Source organism: Neobacillus sp. 19 (assembly GCF_049463095.1).
Taxonomy (GTDB): Bacteria; Bacillota; Bacilli; order Bacillales; family Cytobacillaceae; genus Neobacillus.
The window spans coordinates 298,191-314,926 of the sequence record NZ_JBMPZU010000031.1 but is presented as its reverse complement, the minus strand read 5'-3'; the positions used below and the strand labels follow the sequence as shown (position 1 = coordinate 314,926).

Genomic DNA, 16,736 nt, shown 5'->3' with positions numbered 1-16,736 from the left:
TTACAATGTCTTATATAAATAAATTTTCCATGCAGCCGTTTTCGATACAAACACTTTATCAAGCAACAGTTGATTTTGCTCAGCATTGTCGATTGGAATCGCTGAAAAGATATAACGGCCGCCCATTTCCTTAAAAACATCTGTGTTCAGCTCAAGGTTTTTCAAGTGCCGTTTGGAATCCTTTTTCAGCATATATCTTTTTCCAAGCTGTGCTGTAAAAATGTAACAACGGCCGCCCCACTTATCGAAATATTTTCGAACGGCTTTATTTTTAGCTAATTCCTTTTCAATTATTTTCCTAAATTGATGTTTATAGCTTAAAGGATAAAAATTATTATAGGTATCAACCGTATAAAAGCCATTGTACTGCGAAACAGCGGGATGGATTCCGATACTTGCAACCCGATATTCTTCCTGCGGGAGGGCGATATACTCCTTGATTTCGTGGAATAGGTCCTCAGCGAAAAACTCCTTAACCGTGGGCTTATCTTTATAAATGATTTCTTCATTACAAAATCCTAAGAATAGGATTTGCAAAACAATCATCCATTTCGCCGTTTTTGCCCAGTCCACTCCTTGCTGTGAAATAATTTTTAACGCAAGGGCAAAGCCTGCATAAATCACAAGCGGCCGTAAAAAATGGTATCGGGCAAAATTGAAGGTATCCATGAAGTGGAACTTTTTTGTTAACGGCAGCCAGCCCTCATAAAACCAAAAGGCATACCATAACGATAAGAAAATATTAAGCCCAAACAAAAAAACAAATAGTTTTTCCTGCTGCCAAAGTTTTTTTCGAAAACACAAAGTAGATGGCTATAAAGGTTGCAGGCACGATTAATAAAGTATGTACGGTCATCACATGGTTGTGTCCCAACAGGTAATTTTTTACAAACAAACGTATCGCCCGCCAAAATGGCAAATGGGCATGAAAATATTCATCGCGGCTATTGGGCTCTTTTGAAAACAAAAAAGAATAAACAAGCCGGTACTCTAACAGCATAAAAATGACGGTCATATAGCTTATAGCAAACAAAAAGCGCAGGTTCCAGCCCTTTCCCCGTAAAACATCCCAAAGCCAAACGACACCGATTGCAGTTAGAAAAAAGAAAAACCCTAACACAATACTGGCATAAAACGGGATCATCGTTAGAACAAGATAATTCTTCCAGCTTCTCTCTCCATTGCGGATATTAAGAAGGGCCCATAGTGCCAGAGGCATTCCTAATGTGCTAAGCATCCCTGATGGCCAAAATGGGGTCAAAGCAAAGGCAAGTGCACTGCCAATGCGAATCGAGAGCCATTTATCACCAATGAGAAAATGATCCTTTAGGAGTAAATACATGCCAAAGAAAGCTGCCACTCTTGTTAATGCCTGGCTTAAACCATAAGCAATCATCGTTGGAAAAAGAGCATATAACCAAACAATCAAGCTGTATTCTGTCCCAAAGGCGTTTCGCGACAGCTGGCCATTAATAATTTGGGGGATGACTGCATTGACGCTGCCAAATATTTCTCCGCTTTTCGCTAACACCTTATACCATGCCAAGTTCGAATCTAAATTATCGTGAACTCTGATATGGGCATTTTCTTGCAAAATAAATAATGGGGAGAGATAGATCGCTAGAACTAGTAAAGCGAAGAGGATCAGTCTTCGTTCTTTCTTCGTTTCAATAACCACTTTTCTACACCTCAAGATTTCCTTCTTATAAAGGGTCCATTTGATTTTACACTTTACTTTTACAATGGAAATTATTCCTTTTCTCTTATAATCCTGCTTTGGAAAAAAGTTCCGCTTCATACTGTTTAATCAAAAAATAATGAGACTAAGTCCTTTTGCTAATAATAGGTTTAAAAGAGAGGTGATCGTCGTGCCAAACAGGATTTATATAAGTTTCTTGCGATTGCCGCTTCTTGTTCGAATCCTATTCATTGCATTGCTTGTATTTTTGTCATTCGGAATCGCTATTCACTTCTTAGAACCTGGGACCTTTCCAACGATTTTTGACGGCATTTGGTGGGCGATTATTACGGCATCCACAGTGGGTTATGGCGATTATGTCCCACATTCTTTTTTGGGCAGGCTTACTGCCTTAATCTTAATATTACTTGGTGTTGGAATTGTCTCCTCCTATTTTGGAACGTTAGCAGCTGCTGCTGTAACAAAACAGGATGCCTTTGCTGAAGGGAGAGTCCCATTCAAAGGCAATGGCCATATTGTCATCATCGGCTGGAATGAACGGTCGAAGGAGCTGATTTCTAAGCTAACCAATGTTCATTATCCGCAAATGATTGTCTTAATTGATGAAACACTTGAAGCCAATCCAGTAAAATCAAGATTTGTTCATTTTATTCAAGGAAAAGGACATGTGGATGAAACAATTATCAAGAGTGATATTGAAAAAGCGGAAAAGGTACTGATTACCGCTGACCGCGGCAATGATGAGCTTCAAGCGGATATGAATAGTATCCTAACCCTGCTGACAATCAAAGGATTATGTGTAAAGGTTAAATGCATTGTTGAAATATTAACAGCTGAACAAGTTGTTAATGCAATAAGAGCAGGTGCGGATGAGGTCATTCAATCTAATAAATTGACGAGCGTATTTATGGTGAATAGCCTGCATTCTAATGGGGACGGGCTATTGTCAAACGTGGTCCATCAACTGCAGGAAAGCAGATTGTCTGCCTCAACTGCTACAGGGGATGAAATTGGAAAGTCCTTCAATGAAATATGCCTGATGCTACTAACACACGGGTTCCTGTTAATTGGCATTAAAAGAGGGGAAGAAACGATTTTGAACCCCTCTCACACATTTGAAATTGAAGCAGACGATCAGCTATTAATTTTTAAATAGAAAGAGTGCTGAAACATGTGTTATCAGCACTCTTTTTTATTTTATTTTAGCCGTTTTTCAAGTTCGGCTTTCTTTTCTTCGTATCCAGGTTTGCCTAATAGAGCAAACATATTAACTTTATACGCCTCTACTCCCGGCTGATCGAACGGATTCACACCAAGCAGATAACCGCTCATGGCACATGCTTTTTCAAAGAAGTAGACAAGGTAACCAAATGTATATTCATCCATCGCCGGGATGGATAAAATAAGGTTAGGCACACCACCGTCGGTATGGGCGAGCATTGTTCCTTCGAATGCCTTGTTATTAACATAATCAATCGTTTGCCCTGCTAAATAATTCAAGCCATCTAAATCATTTTCAAACGCCTCAATTTTTAACTCACGACGCGGTTTTTCCACCTTAATTATTGTTTCAAACAAATCGCGGCGTCCTTCTTGGACATATTGTCCAAGTGAATGCAGATCTGTTGAAAAGTTTGCCGAAGATGGGTAAATCCCTTTTTGGTCCTTCCCTTCACTCTCGCCAAACAATTGCTTCCACCATTCAGAAAAATATTGAAGTCCCGGTTCGTAATTAATGAGCATTTCAATTGTTTTCCCTTTATTATAAAGTACATTTCTTACTGCTGCATATTGGTAAGCAGGATTTTCTTCAAGCTCCGATGAACTATAGTCACCTTGCGCCTGTCTTGCACCCTCCATCATCTTTTCAATGTCGGCGCCGCAAGCAGCAATAGGCAGTAATCCAACTGCTGTTAAGACAGAATAACGGCCGCCCACATCATCCGGAATCACGAACGTTTCATAACCTTCTTCTGTTGCTAAGGTCTTGAGCGCACCTCTTGCTTTGTCTGTTGTCGCATAAATTCGTTTTTGTGCTTCTGCAGCGCCATACTTTTCCTCTAATAGCTTGCGGAAAATACGGAAGGCAATCGCCGGTTCCGTTGTCGTTCCAGATTTAGAGATTACGTTAACAGAGAAATCCTTGCCATCAAGGAGATCGATGACATCCTGCATGTAACTTGAGCTAATATTGTTTCCGACAAAAATGATTTGCGGCGTTTTTCTTTTTTCTTTCGGCAGGGCATTGTAAAAGCTGTGTGACAGCATTTCAATCGCAGCCTTTGCCCCAAGATAGGAACCGCCAATTCCAATGACGAGAAGGACATCAGAATCTGACTTAATTTTCTCAGCTGCCTTTTGAATCCGTGAGAATTCTTCTTTGTCATAGTTAGTTGGCAGCTCAATCCAGCCTAAAAAATCGCTGCCGGCTCCAGTTTTCTCGTTTAAGGAATGGTGGGCAACTTTCACCGCATCCCTTAGATATGTAAGTTCATGTTCCCCAAAAAAAGGGAGAGCCTTCGAGTAATCAAAACGAACATGTGTCATGAATGATCCTCCATTAAAATTTATTTTCATTTCTCACTTTAACGAATGACAGACATATTATCAAGAAGGGCACCTCTTGAAAGCGCACCCATCTTTCGATAATTTTCTACATTTACAATGATGCCCGATAAATGGCTAAAACATCATCTCGATTTAACTTCGTAAAGTTACCGAACGCACCGTTAGCCATCGCACGGTCAGCCATTACATCGAGCTTCGTAACATCAATATCATAATCAGCTAAACGTGAAGGTGCCTCAATACTATTCCAGAATTCACGCAGCCGCTGTATTCCATCAAGACCTACTTCCTTAGCACTTTTGCCTTCTGCATTTACGCCAAACACCCGGACAGCAAGCTGTTTGAAACGCTCAGGCTTCACGTGAAGGTTATGCTCCATCCAGTGCGGGAACAGAATTGCCAGACCGCCGCCATGTGGAATGTCATACACAGCCGATACCGCATGCTCAAGGTTGTGTGTCGCCCAATCGCCTCGGTAACCCATATTTAACATACCGTTCAATGCCATGGTGCCGCTGTATAGAATCGTTGCCCGCTGCTCATAGTTCTCCAGATCCGCCAACAACTTCGGAGCAGTTTCCATCACCGTAATCAATAACGATTCACACATGCGATCCTGAAAATCTGTGTTCTCTTCCAGGTGGAAATAATGTTCAAGGACGTGTGACATCATATCGACTATTCCATAAATGGTTTGGTTTCTAGGTACGGTAAAGGTGTTTACCGGGTCTAAAATAGAGAATTTCGGGAATGTCACAGCACTTCCCCAGCCGTATTTTTCATTCGTTTCCCAATTAGTGATCACCGATCCGGCATTCATCTCTGAACCGGTTGCCGCAAGTGTCAGGACTGTTCCAAATGGAAGAGCTTCCTTAGCAAAGGCCTTCTTAACCACTAAGTCCCAGGCGTCTCCATCATATTTAGCCCCGGCTGCAATTAACTTGGTGCAATCAATGACACTGCCGCCCCCAACAGCTAAAAGGAATTCAATTCCTTCCTGTTTACAAATTTCCACTCCTTTACGGGCAGTAGAAATGCGGGGATTTGGCTCCACACCGGACAGTTCAAATACTTCAGCACCGATTTCTTGTAAAAGTGAGGTAACTTCCTCATATATGCCGTTTCGCTTAATGCTCCCTCCGCCATAGACGAGTAAGACCTTATTACCGTATTGAGGAATTTCTGTTTTTAATTGTTCGAGCTGCCCCTTACCAAAAATTAATTTTGTAGGATTAGAAAAAGTAAAATTCTGCATAATGAACACCTTCCTTTTCTGTTACCATTATTGATGAAAATTTTTTTTTTTGCAAAAAAAGAACCCTGCACCAATGATGCAAGGATTTATTCCTATACCCAGCCTCTAAAGAGAGACGCTTCCGCCAATCTCCTTACGCCTACCATATACGCAGCCAAACGCATATTTACATTGCGAGTCTCTGCAAGTTCATAAATTTCATTGAAGGATTTCACAAGTTTTTCTTTTAATTTTCCTACTACTTCTTCTTCCGACCAATAATACCCCTGTTTATTTTGAACCCATTCAAAATATGAGACAGTCACACCGCCTGCACCTGCCAGGACATCAGGCACAAGCAAAATTCCCCGCTCAGTAAGAATATTTGTGGCCTCAAGTGTTGTCGGTCCATTCGCTGCTTCGACTACAATACCTGCCTTGATGCTATCGGCATTTTCCGCTGTAATTTGATTTGATACTGCGGCTGGCACTAAAATATCACAATCCATCAGGAGCAGCTCCTCGTTTGTAATTACACCTTCAAATAACGATGTCACCGTACCAAAGCTGTCACGCCGATCCAATAGATATTGAATATTTAATCCATCGGGATCATAAAGGGCTCCATATACATCCGAAATACCAATGATTATTGCGCCGGCATCATGTAAAAACTTGGCAATGTAACCACCGGCATTCCCGAAACCTTGGATAATCACACGAGCCCCTTTGACCTGCATTTCACGCTTCTTTGCCGCTTCTTCAATACAAATAGTAACTCCCTTTGCCCCCGCTTTTTCCCGCCCCTCAGACCCTCCAAGCACAAGGGGTTTCCCTGTAATAAAGCCGGGGGAATCGTTTTGCCGGAGACGGCTGTATTCGTCCAACATCCAGGCCATTATTTGCGAATTCGTGTACATATCCGGTGCCGGGATATCCTTTGTCGGCCCAACAATTTGGCTGATCGCCCGCACGTAACCGCGGCTTAAACGTTCCAGTTCACCGAATGACATCGTTCGCGGGTTACAGATAATACCGCCCTTTCCCCCGCCAAAAGGTAAATCCGCAATCCCGCATTTCATGCTCATCCACATGGATAATGCCTTCACTTCATCTTCACTTACGCCGGGATGAAAGCGGACGCCGCCCATAGTCGGCCCAATGGCATCGTTATGCTGGGCACGGAAACCGGTAAAAATTTTCGTAGACCTGTCATCCATGCGAACCGGAATCCTGACACGGACTGTTTTTAAAGGTTCCGCTAATAAATGAACCATATCTTGTTTATACCCAAGTTTTTTCAAGGCATCCTGAATCACAATCTGCGTTGATGTAAGAAGGTTTACAATTTCTTTTTTCTTTCCGTCTCCATCAGTAGTCCCCATTTTGGCACCCCTAGTATTTTTTACAATCTACCCCAATACTTTGTTGATCCGCTCGATTGCCCAATCCAGTTCCTCTTTACTGATGACAAGCGGCGGTGCAAATCGAATAACCGTATCATGCGTTTCTTTACACAATAACCCAAGATCTTTTAATTGTTCACAATATGGACGGGCCGATTCCGATAATTCCACACCAATAAACAATCCGCGTCCACGGACTTCCTTAATTTTAGGATTCTTGATTTCTTTTAATTTGCTGATGAAATACTCCCCAAGCTCTAAGGACTTTTCCGCAAGCTTTTCGTCCACAAGCACATCTAAAGCAGCGATTGACACGGCGCATGCCATCGGATTCCCGCCAAAAGTAGAACCGTGGGAACCGGGATTAAATACCCCTAAAATATCCTTGTTGGCAACTACACAGGAAATGGGGAACACACCTCCGCCAAGTGCTTTACCGAGGATATACATATCCGGCTCAATGCCTTCCCATTCACAGGCAAACATTTTTCCCGTCCGGGCTAATCCTGCTTGAATTTCATCAGCAATGAACAGGACATTGTTTTCCTTACATAAATCAAATGCAGCCTTGATAAATCCTTGAGGCGGAATGACAATCCCTGCTTCACCTTGAATTGGTTCGATTAAGAAGGCGGCTGTATTTGGTGTAATCGCAGCTTTCAATGCCTCTAAATCACCATACGGAACCAGCTTAATGCCCGGTAGCATCGGTCCAAATCCCCGTTTATATTCAGGGTCGGATGATAATGAAACCGCGGTCATCGTTCGCCCATGGAAATTACCAATACAGGCAATAATTTCCGCCCGATCCTCTTCCACGCCTTTGACATCATAGCTCCAGCGCCGTGCTGCCTTCACCGCCGTTTCAACTGCTTCAGCACCCGTGTTCATTGGTAAAACCATATCTTTATTCGCTAATTGGCATACCTTCTCATACCATGGCCCAAGCTGGTCGTTATGAAATGCACGTGAGGTTAACGTAACCTTATCAGCCTGGTCTTTTAATGCTTGAATAATTTTTGGATGGCGGTGTCCTTGATTAACCGCGGAGTAGGCACTAAGCATGTCCATGTATTTGCCGCCTTCAGGGTCTTCTACCCAAACACCTTCAGCACGTGAAATGACAATTGGAAGCGGATGATAATTATTAGCGCCGTATTTCTCTGTTTTTTCGATCAATTCGTTTGTATTACTATTTCTTGGCATAAAATTATTTCCTCCATTTCAATATTGATTATGTATAGATACTTCTATTGTAGCCGAGCAGGAAAAAAGAATGAACACTTCTGACTGATATTTAATAAAAAAAGCCTGGACCAATAAAATTGATCTCAGGCTTCTAAAATTATTTTTTAATTAAATCTTCACGCTGCGATTGGTCAATCCACTCTTGAAGCTTATCTTTTAATGTGTTAAATCCTTGCTGGCCTTCTGCTTCAGGAATAATTGCTGCAGCCGTGCGTTTGCGAGGTTTCTTTGGTTTTGCAGCCTGTTGAACAGGTGCTTCTTCCGTTGCGCGGATGGAAAGGCCAATTTTTCCAGCCCCTTCATCGATTGATAAAACTTTTACTTTAACCTCATCGCCAACCTTAAGGTGGTCGTTAATATCTTTCACATATCCGTGCGTAATTTCTGAAATATGAACAAGACCTTGCGTAGTTTCGTCAAGCGCAACAAACGCTCCATATGGCTGAATACCCGTTACTTTACCAGTTACGATACTTCCAGTTTCAATCTTTTCTGTCATGAAAACACTCCTAAGTAAATGAATTATTTATCCCTTATATACGCATTAAAAGATTATATCATATTTATATACTTTAATCAAAAAAGCTTTTTTTCTAACAAAACGTCTATACGATTCAACTGAAAAAATAGTAACAAAATGTTCAAAAACGGAATAAGAATAGGGATTATTCCCATGATATACTAATAGTGAGAAATTATATTTTCAAACGAGGTGAACAGTATGAATTCGATCGGTCAAACAATTAAAACCTGCCGCGAAATGCTCCATATGACCCAAGAAGAATTGGCTCAAAAGGTAAGAGTAGGAACGCATACAATTGAAAAGTATGAATCCGGGGAACAAATTCCAAGTACTCAAACAATCTTGAAGTTATCAACTGTTTTAGATATCCCGGCTTCTGAATTATTAAAGCACCATATTCATACAAACTCCTCCACAAATCCTTAATAGAATCCTAAAATGTAAAAGCGGTGAATGTACCGCTTTTTTATTTTTTCTGCTTTTCCTGTATAAAAAAAGGAAATATTGGTAAACCTTTAGCTATAAGGCTTTCTAGTATTCCCCCTTTTTGAAGAGGACAACCCATTTGGATTGTCCTCTTTTTTTGTGTTTGCTGTTTATTTTAAAAAGTACATGATTCATTTTCTTTTATTGCTAATAACGCCCACGCAATTTTTAAGCAGCTTTCCATTGGAATGACTTCTTCAAAGGAAAATTCGTAAATCGCCTGGATTCTTTTAGCCAGCTTTGATGGATCATTTAGTTCATGAACCGCCTGAATTGCATCAGCAATTTCCGTATCATAATCCCCATTTTGCAGATGAAAGGGATCCCATTCATTTAATACATCCACATACTGCAAATTAGTTTGAAGCTCTTTTCTCATATTTTTATCTCCTATTATTTTTACATTTGATAAAAATATTCTATCATAAGAGGTAGAAAGTAGAAAAATCGAAACTGGCGGTGAGTAAATGAGTATTTTTAATGAGAAGATTGACCGATTAAAGACATCATCAGTGAAATGGGAACTTACAAAAGACATCTTTGGGGAAGCTGATTTGTGGCCAATGTGGGTGGCTGATATGGATTTTAAGCCGCCGCAAGCGGTCATAGATGCAATCAAAAGCCGGGTAGATCATGGAATTTTTGGCTATACCTTTGTTCCTCCATCGACAGCGGGGGCGATTACTGATTGGCTGCAAAAAAGACATCAATGGGAGGTCAGCCCTACATGGCTGTTATATTGCAGCGGTGTCGTTCAAGCGATTAGTGCTGCAATCCAGTCGTTTACTGCAGAGGGTGATCGGATATTGCTGCAGGCTCCTGTCTACACTCCCTTTTTTGACATGATTAAGAAAAATAATAGGATAGTGGTAAATTCACCGTTAACCTTGGTAAATGAAAGATACGAGATTGATTTTGCCAGTTTTGAACAAGAATTACAGCAGGGCTGCAAGCTGTTCTTGCTATGCAGCCCGCACAATCCCGGCGGCAGGGTTTGGGGGCGTGATGAGCTCTTAAAAATTGGTGAGCTTTGTTTGAAATACAATTGTCTTATACTATCAGATGAAATTCACTCTGATATTATCTTTAGGGAGTTTAAGCATATCCCCATTGCTTCTTTAAGTTCAAAGTTGTCTGAGCGTGTTATTACCTTAGTCGCCCCAAGCAAAACCTTTAATCTTGCTGGATTGCAGGCTTCTGCAGTCATTATTAAAAATGAAGATTTACGAAATCAATTTCAAGGAACCTTAACCCGCCAAGGAATTTTCTCGTTAAATACTTTTGGGATTATAGGCATGGAGGCGGCCTACAGGGAAGGTGAACCATGGCTTGAGCAGCTGATTGATTACTTGCAGGGAAACAAAGACAATGTTCTTGACTATCTCCACGACCATTTGCCCGAGATTACCTGTGTTCAGTCTGAAGGGACCTATCTCCTCTGGCTCGATTGCCGGAAGCTGAATGTCAGCGATGCTGAATTACACCAGTTATTAATTGAAAAAGGGAAATTGGCATTAGAGCCTGGTACCAAATACGGTCCAGGAGGAGAAGGGTTCGTCCGAATGAATATTGCCTGCCCAAGGGAAGACGTAATGGAAGGGCTTGATCGATTGAAAAAAGCTCTTGGATAAACAAGTGTAGCTTCATGAGGACAGTTAGCATATTTTTTTCACTGTTCCTGTCCTCATAAACTACTTAGTTGATCATCGTTATCAGCTTGTCCAAAATTTGTTCAGCAGAGACGAGCGCTTCCCCGCCGCCTTGCGCAAAGGAATCGTTGCCCCCGCCCTTACCGTTAATGAGAGGTAAAACATCGCTAATCAGCTTCTTCATATTCTCTGTTCGCGATGCGCCGCGGGCACAAACCAGCTGCAACCGGGAATCATTCACGGACGCAAACACAACCAATGTCGAATCATCCTCTGCTACAACAAGTCGAGCCAGTTTCTGAAGCTCCTGAATGGTCCGATATTCAAACGATTCAGCCACCAATTGATTCTGTTTAGCCAACAATTCCTTCGCTTCATATTGGAGTAAACGCTCTCTCGTTTGTTCAAGCTCCTTTTCCAAGCGTTTATCATTTTCAAGCAGCCGTTTGACTGCCGTTTCCATTTCCTTTTCCGGGGCATTGAGGTGCTTCGTTAATCCAAGAAGTACCTTTTGCTTCTCTCCAAGCAGTTTAATGATTCGATCGCCGCAGGCAAATTGAACGCGGACTTTTTTCCGTTGTCTTTCCCAATCCAGGATTTTTATCGCCCTTACCTCTCCGGTTGTCTTTGGATGTGTGCCCCCGCAGCCGTTATAATCAAACTCCGGAATAATCACAAGTCGGATATCCTCTTTAACCTTTGTTTCTTTTCTTAATGCATATTGGGATAGTTCCTCCTCCGTTACCCATTTGATTTCGATAGGCCTATTTTCTAAAATTATTTCATTTGCCAGCTTCTCTACATTCAGCACTTCATCGGCAGTTAGATTATCCGTTTCCAAATCGATTGTCAGGTTGTCCATACCTAAATGGAAGCCGATGGTTTTATAATCAAACAAATGCTCAAAGGCGGCTGACAAAATATGCTGTCCTGCGTGCTGCTGCATATGATCAAATCGCCGGTCCCAGTCAATCCAGCTTGTTACCTCTCCTTCGCTTTCCTGTAAGGGGCTAACAAGGTAATGGCGGATCTCTCCGTCCCTTTCTTCCACATTCACGACTTCTTGACCCGCAATCGCGCCGGTATCATGCGGTTGCCCTCCGCCTGTAGGATAAAAGGCGGTTTGGTCTATAATAACATACCAATTGCCAGCCTCATCTTTCTCCTGCTTCAAAATACGGGCAGTAAATGTGTGTATGTAAGCATCTTGATAATAAAGTTTGTTGTTCATCGAAAATGCACCTCCATTGCTTTTAATCTGATGAACCTATTGTCTAAAAATAAAGTCAATTAATCAAGTTAGAAATAGAAAAACCTGTCCCTTTTACAGAACAGGTTTAACTCAATTAAGTTGCCCGTTACTTTTTGTCTGTTTTCCGCTGCCCTATTGTTGCCGGGTTAAATCCGCCCATTCCCTGAGGGAAGCCCGTCTGCTGCTGTCCGCCCATCATTTGCGGGAAGCCTGGCTGCTGCTGCCCAAAACCGCCCATTTGTGGATAGCCGTGCCCGAAACCACCCATTTGCGGATAGCCATGTTGATAGCCGCCCATTTGCGGATAGCCATGGTATCCACCCATCATTTGTGGACTGCCATGATACGGGTAACCTCCCATTTGCTGTTGAAAGCCTGGCTGCTGGAAACCGCCGCCCATCATCTGCGGAAAGCCCATTTGTTGACCAGGAAAACCGCCAAATTGTCTTTTCTCCATTTCATTCGCCTCCTAACATTCTCTCTGCTAGTGTATGAACCATTTTTTGGATAAGCTTAGATTCCTACCTATAAAATTAAAAATTTTATTTTTTACGGCAAAAAAAATAAAAGCCATCCGGCGGATAGCTTTTTCATCTACTTTTTCTCGTCTTGTGCCTTTTTTTGGCCAGCTTTTTTATTTTTTGAAATTTCCCCGCAGGCTATTCTATTTCCAGAGTCCCCTGCTGGCTGACTCATCCCATCATCTTTACCGGCATGTATCACAATGGACGTACCTTCTTTTGTAAACAGTGATTGTTTCCCGTCCAATAAGGTGACATTCAGGGGCCATTAGGTCTGCCTTGGCCGTCCCGTCCTCATCGGCAATCAAATTCGGCAGGTCCCCGGCATGTGCCCCTTTAGGGTGAAGCAGGCCATGTTCTTTCTGTTCAGGATTAAAATGGTTTCCCGCTGATTTAAAGTCTGGCGCCTTACATTTTCCCGCGTCATGTATATGAATAGCATGCTCCCCTGCTGGAAGCCCCTTTACATTTACTGTCATTTTCACACCGCTTGACTGTTCAGCTAATGCGATCGTCCCGAGTGTATCCCCGGCAGCATTAAACATTTCGACATCAACCTTTTTGACTTCCTTTTCCAGACACCCTGAAAGCAAGAGAAGTGGAATGATTAACCAGCTTTTCTTCATCTCTATTCCCCCAACTATTAAACAATTTGCCTTTAGTATGGACAATTAGGAATTGACCTATTCAACATCATTGGGATCTAAAGGTAAATAAAGAAAACTCGCCGATTGGCGAGCAGTTAGGCGAAGACAGAGGCGTAGTTGCACTTATGCCTGTTAAGAAAGTTATACTTTCTTATCGGCCAAAAAAGGAACAGTGACGACTAACTGTTCCTTTGAGTAGACTGATTATTTTTCAATTGTTCTTCTAATGCTTTGGCCTTTTCAGCTTCCCGCTTTGAAACTTTTATGATTAAACGCATGGTAAAAAAGGCGCCAATCATAAAAATCGTTAAGCTGATAGCAGCCGGTATATATTCTGATTTATCTTCTGGAAAGTACAAAAACAGGGCTAGAACTGACGGTTGAAACATTTTTTCTTCTCCCTTTCTTTTTAAAGGAACTGCTTTATCTATTATAGCAACAAAAAACATTTCACATCAATGAATCAATCCAAGAAGATCTGCTTATTTTAAAACGGTAATCTTTTTAATTGTAATATCTGTTTCCGGCTTGTCCTGGGCACCAACTTGTGTTTCAGCAATTTTATCGACAATATCCATACCTTCGACTACTTGTCCAAAAACGGTGTGCCGGTGATCCAGCCATGGTGTACCGCCATTTTCATCATAGGATTGAATCATTTCCGCCGGATAGCCGGCCTCTTCCATTTTCGCCTTCATCGCTGGATCAAGGGCTGTACTTTGAACAATAAAAAATTGACTTCCATTCGTATTTGCACCTGAATTGGCCATTGACAGGGCACCGCGAAGATTAAAAAGATTTTTTGAGAATTCGTCTTCAAACGGTTTTCCCCAAATGCTTTCGCCGCCGGTACCGTTACCGCTCGGATCTCCGCCCTGAATCATGAAGTCCTTGATGACACGGTGAAAAATCAGTCCATTATAATATCCTTCTTCGCTATGCTTCACAAAGTTTTCTACTGCTTTTGGTGCATATTCAGGAAATAATTTAATCTTGATGTTTCCCATTGATGTTTCCATTTCAACTAATTTTTCATTTTCTGTTACCTCTGTTGAAAGCTGTGGATAAACAGCATTTGCCACTTCTTGATCTCCTTCCTTTTGCTCTGTTTTTGGCACAGCAGTGTCCGTTTTTGATTGGCTTTCCTCTTTCTTCGTGCCGGCGGTTCCGCATGCGGCCAATACTAGAACAATCGCTAATAAGGTAAATAGTATTTTCAAATTCTTTTTCATTTTTTATAATCCCTCCATTTTAACACTTTAACCGAAATTTCGTTTTTTTGCACTTTGTTTTTCATTTTGACCTTTTTCTTATAGAATGAAAGGTAGAAGGAAAAATTGCAGGCAGGAGTGATTTTAGTGGCAGAATTGCAGGTTGGGGATGTCGTAACGGCGATTTATAAAACCGGAAAATATATCGGGGAAATAACAGAGATCCGTCCGCAGCATTATTTAGTCAGGGTGCTGGCGGTCTTGAAACACCCGATGCAAGGAGATCTACACAGTCCAAAGGATGCGGATGTATTAATTTTTCATGAAAGACGGGCGCTCAGCTTCCGGGAACAGGCTAATATCCCAAAACAGATGGTAAAGCACTTTGAAGATGAAGTCCCTGAGTATCAGGTGTCATTAAAAGAGGCTATGGCCAAAATGAAAGCAGAATTGGCGGAGGCCCAGACAAAATGGGCTGAAATGAGCTTAAAAGCACTGGAAACATTGGAGAAGGATTATAAATTTTAGACAAATTTAAGGCCAAATCAGTTTGAATGATTTGGCCTTTTATGCAAATTCATTTAACAGCTTTGAAAAATCAACCCGATCCCCAATCGTCGTTGGTTTTGGCTTTTCCAAATAGCGTTTATCCTTTTCCACCAGTTTAAATATATTATACGTTGTCATGGCATCATCAAGTGCCCGATGATGTCTGCCAGTGCCTTCTTTGCCATATTCCTGTACAGCTTTCCATAGACCCGTTTGATTTTGATCCCCAAAGAACCGTTTATATTCCATCGATAAATCTAATTCAGCACCATTAAAAGGAAAATCTACCCCTGCCATTAAACAATTATGCCGCAGCACCTTCATGTCCATATTTCCCCATGTAACAATGGTCGTGTCATAATGTTCTTTATTGAACTCCGCCAATTTTTTTACAAGTTCATAAATTGATAGCCCCTTGTCAACCTGCTGCTGTGAAATATGTAGGAATGATTTACAGCGTTCTGATAATTTCGGGAACTTTAATGGAGTAACATAGGATGAGAATTGCTCTGTAACCTGATCGTCCGCTACAGCCACAATACCAACCTCGATAATTTCCGCGAAAAAATCCTTCATCCGGACATTTCGTTCAGGCATTGTGAACTCAAAATCAATAAATAAATATTGCCGCCTTGTTCTCATCGTTTTCACCACCCTTTCTTTTCCATCTTACTACCATTATATAAAGAAACATGTACAAAAAATTGTGCTTTTTCTCTATTTTTATATTTAACATTATAACACGAATTCCGTATGAGTTTTTTAAATTTTTGTACAATTAATTCGAAGGCAGGTGGAAAAATACCCCATCCCATATACCTAACATATCTATTATTTTTTCAGTTTAATAACCGCCATTGTACACCGTGATACACAAATCAGCCGGTCTTCTTCATCGGTTATTTTGATATCCCAAACCATTGTTGATTTACCTTGATGCAGCACAGTTCCCACAGCTGTGACGATCCCTTCCGTTTTTGGACGAACATGGTTCGCATTTATTTCTAAACCCGCGACACCTTCTGTTTGCTTGTCCACTAGTTCATAGGCACCGACACTCGCAACTGTCTCCGCCAAGGCAACGGAGGCACCTCCGTGCAGTAAGCCAAACGGTTGTTTCGTCCGCTCATCAACCGGCATGGTCGCAACGACTTTCCCTTCTTCTAAAAGAGTAATCTCAATCCCCAGTGCTTCAATTAATGTATCTTTGATCATTTTTATTCCTCCAATATGTAATTTACTACTTCTTATTCTTATTCTTCATGTTTGGCAAATTTTCCTTTATTGAAAAAAACAGCCGCGAGAGCTGTTTTTCACTTTGGTATCAATAGTATCCTGGATAGCCCATCGGAGGGTATCCCATTGGCGGATAGCCCATTGGGGGATAGCCATAACCGCCATAAAATGGGCGGCTGGCTACAAATCCGCCGGCCAATCCGCCGCCAATTAATCCTCCTAAAAAGCCAAGCCCTCCTATCGCTAACGGCCAGCCAAGAAAACCGATAAACCTCTGATCCTGCACCGGGTATGCATTTCGATAAAGATACGGGCTTTGATAAGGGTACATGCCGCACTGCCTCCTTTTTTCTGCGATACTTGCCTACACTATTTCATATGCGAAAGGCGCGGGTTTGGAGTGGGCTAAAAAGAAAAGCACAATCGCCCTGCTCAGCGGCGTATGGCAAGCTCGAAAAGCAAACGTTTTTTCTGAGTGGGATTGTTTTTCTATCAGTTGTCCTTCAT

General features: G+C 41.7%; 17 protein-coding genes and 2 pseudogenes. 4 read left to right on the top strand and 15 right to left on the bottom strand.

Features of this window, described 5'->3' with window-relative positions; translation table 11 throughout:
• Positions 1-1,678: pseudogene (locus ACO1D1_RS10525) on the bottom strand (DUF6044 family protein).
• Between the two features lie 190 nt (positions 1,679-1,868).
• Here ACO1D1_RS10525 and ACO1D1_RS10520 point away from each other — a divergent pair.
• Complete coding sequence (locus ACO1D1_RS10520; RefSeq protein WP_423335895.1) at positions 1,869-2,855, top strand: potassium channel family protein; 987 nt, start codon at positions 1,869-1,871, stop codon at positions 2,853-2,855.
• Between the two features lie 41 nt (positions 2,856-2,896).
• Here ACO1D1_RS10520 and ACO1D1_RS10515 read toward each other — a convergent pair whose 3' ends face one another.
• The 5 genes from ACO1D1_RS10515 to yugI form a co-directional block, all read right to left on the bottom strand.
• Complete coding sequence (locus tag ACO1D1_RS10515) at positions 2,897-4,246, bottom strand: glucose-6-phosphate isomerase (protein ID WP_149871442.1); 1,350 nt, start codon at positions 4,244-4,246, stop codon at positions 2,897-2,899.
• A 112-nt stretch (positions 4,247-4,358) separates the two neighbouring features.
• The gene (locus ACO1D1_RS10510) at positions 4,359-5,522 is read right to left on the bottom strand and encodes an iron-containing alcohol dehydrogenase (protein WP_149871443.1); all 1,164 of its coding nucleotides are present in this window, start codon (positions 5,520-5,522) and stop codon (positions 4,359-4,361) included.
• Positions 5,523-5,614: 92 nt separating this feature from the next.
• Positions 5,615-6,886, bottom strand: coding sequence for a Glu/Leu/Phe/Val family dehydrogenase (locus ACO1D1_RS10505; RefSeq protein ID WP_149871444.1), 1,272 nt, complete (start codon positions 6,884-6,886; stop codon positions 5,615-5,617).
• Positions 6,887-6,913: 27 nt separating this feature from the next.
• A complete protein-coding gene (locus tag ACO1D1_RS10500) occupies positions 6,914-8,113 on the bottom strand; it encodes an ornithine--oxo-acid transaminase (protein ID WP_423335894.1) in 1,200 nt (399 codons plus the stop codon).
• Positions 8,114-8,252: 139 nt separating this feature from the next.
• Complete coding sequence (gene yugI, locus ACO1D1_RS10495) at positions 8,253-8,654, bottom strand: S1 domain-containing post-transcriptional regulator GSP13 (protein ID WP_149871446.1); 402 nt, start codon at positions 8,652-8,654, stop codon at positions 8,253-8,255.
• Positions 8,655-8,876: 222 nt separating this feature from the next.
• Here yugI and ACO1D1_RS10490 point away from each other — a divergent pair, with 222 nt between their 5' ends.
• On the top strand, positions 8,877-9,104 hold the full coding sequence (locus ACO1D1_RS10490; RefSeq protein WP_423335893.1) for a helix-turn-helix domain-containing protein: 228 nt from the start codon (positions 8,877-8,879) through the stop codon (positions 9,102-9,104).
• 175 nt (positions 9,105-9,279) lie between these two features.
• Here the strand turns inward: ACO1D1_RS10490 and ACO1D1_RS10485 are convergent, their stop codons facing one another.
• The gene (locus ACO1D1_RS10485) at positions 9,280-9,543 is read right to left on the bottom strand and encodes a DUF1871 family protein (RefSeq protein WP_423335892.1); all 264 of its coding nucleotides are present in this window, start codon (positions 9,541-9,543) and stop codon (positions 9,280-9,282) included.
• A gap of 88 nt (positions 9,544-9,631) precedes the next feature.
• Here ACO1D1_RS10485 and ACO1D1_RS10480 point away from each other — a divergent pair, with 88 nt between their 5' ends.
• Positions 9,632-10,795, top strand: a complete 1,164-nt coding sequence (locus ACO1D1_RS10480; RefSeq protein ID WP_423335891.1) for a MalY/PatB family protein — start codon at positions 9,632-9,634, stop codon at positions 10,793-10,795.
• Between the two features lie 64 nt (positions 10,796-10,859).
• Here ACO1D1_RS10480 and ACO1D1_RS10475 read toward each other — a convergent pair whose 3' ends face one another.
• The 5 genes and pseudogenes from ACO1D1_RS10475 to ACO1D1_RS10455 all read right to left on the bottom strand — a co-directional run bounded on the left by ACO1D1_RS10475 (position 10,860) and on the right by ACO1D1_RS10455 (position 14,465).
• On the bottom strand, positions 10,860-12,044 hold the full coding sequence (locus ACO1D1_RS10475; RefSeq protein WP_423335890.1) for an alanyl-tRNA editing protein: 1,185 nt from the start codon (positions 12,042-12,044) through the stop codon (positions 10,860-10,862).
• A gap of 127 nt (positions 12,045-12,171) precedes the next feature.
• Positions 12,172-12,522 (bottom strand): hypothetical protein, encoded by a 351-nt coding sequence (locus ACO1D1_RS10470; protein WP_423335889.1) that lies wholly within the window; start codon positions 12,520-12,522, stop codon positions 12,172-12,174.
• Positions 12,523-12,659: 137 nt separating this feature from the next.
• Positions 12,660-13,212 (bottom strand): annotated as a pseudogene (locus ACO1D1_RS10465) (superoxide dismutase family protein).
• 200 nt (positions 13,213-13,412) lie between these two features.
• Positions 13,413-13,622 carry a hypothetical protein gene (locus ACO1D1_RS10460; RefSeq protein ID WP_423335916.1) on the bottom strand — a complete coding sequence of 70 codons (210 nt, stop codon included), beginning with the start codon at positions 13,620-13,622 and terminating at the stop codon, positions 13,413-13,415.
• A 93-nt stretch (positions 13,623-13,715) separates the two neighbouring features.
• Positions 13,716-14,465 (bottom strand): peptidylprolyl isomerase, encoded by a 750-nt coding sequence (locus ACO1D1_RS10455; protein WP_423335888.1) that lies wholly within the window; start codon positions 14,463-14,465, stop codon positions 13,716-13,718.
• A 126-nt stretch (positions 14,466-14,591) separates the two neighbouring features.
• Here ACO1D1_RS10455 and ACO1D1_RS10450 point away from each other — a divergent pair, with 126 nt between their 5' ends.
• Positions 14,592-14,972, top strand: coding sequence for a kinase-associated lipoprotein B (locus ACO1D1_RS10450; RefSeq protein ID WP_423335887.1), 381 nt, complete (start codon positions 14,592-14,594; stop codon positions 14,970-14,972).
• A 39-nt stretch (positions 14,973-15,011) separates the two neighbouring features.
• Here the strand turns inward: ACO1D1_RS10450 and kapD are convergent, their stop codons facing one another.
• The 3 genes from kapD to ACO1D1_RS10435 form a co-directional block, all read right to left on the bottom strand.
• Positions 15,012-15,635: a 3'-5' exonuclease KapD gene (kapD, locus tag ACO1D1_RS10445; RefSeq protein ID WP_423335886.1), complete on the bottom strand. Its 624-nt coding sequence runs from the start codon at positions 15,633-15,635 to the stop codon at positions 15,012-15,014.
• A 189-nt stretch (positions 15,636-15,824) separates the two neighbouring features.
• On the bottom strand, positions 15,825-16,208 hold the full coding sequence (locus tag ACO1D1_RS10440) for a hotdog fold thioesterase (RefSeq protein ID WP_149871456.1): 384 nt from the start codon (positions 16,206-16,208) through the stop codon (positions 15,825-15,827).
• Positions 16,209-16,317: 109 nt separating this feature from the next.
• A complete protein-coding gene (locus ACO1D1_RS10435; protein WP_423335885.1) occupies positions 16,318-16,560 on the bottom strand; it encodes a hypothetical protein in 243 nt (80 codons plus the stop codon).
• Between the last annotated feature and the right edge of the window lie 176 nt (positions 16,561-16,736).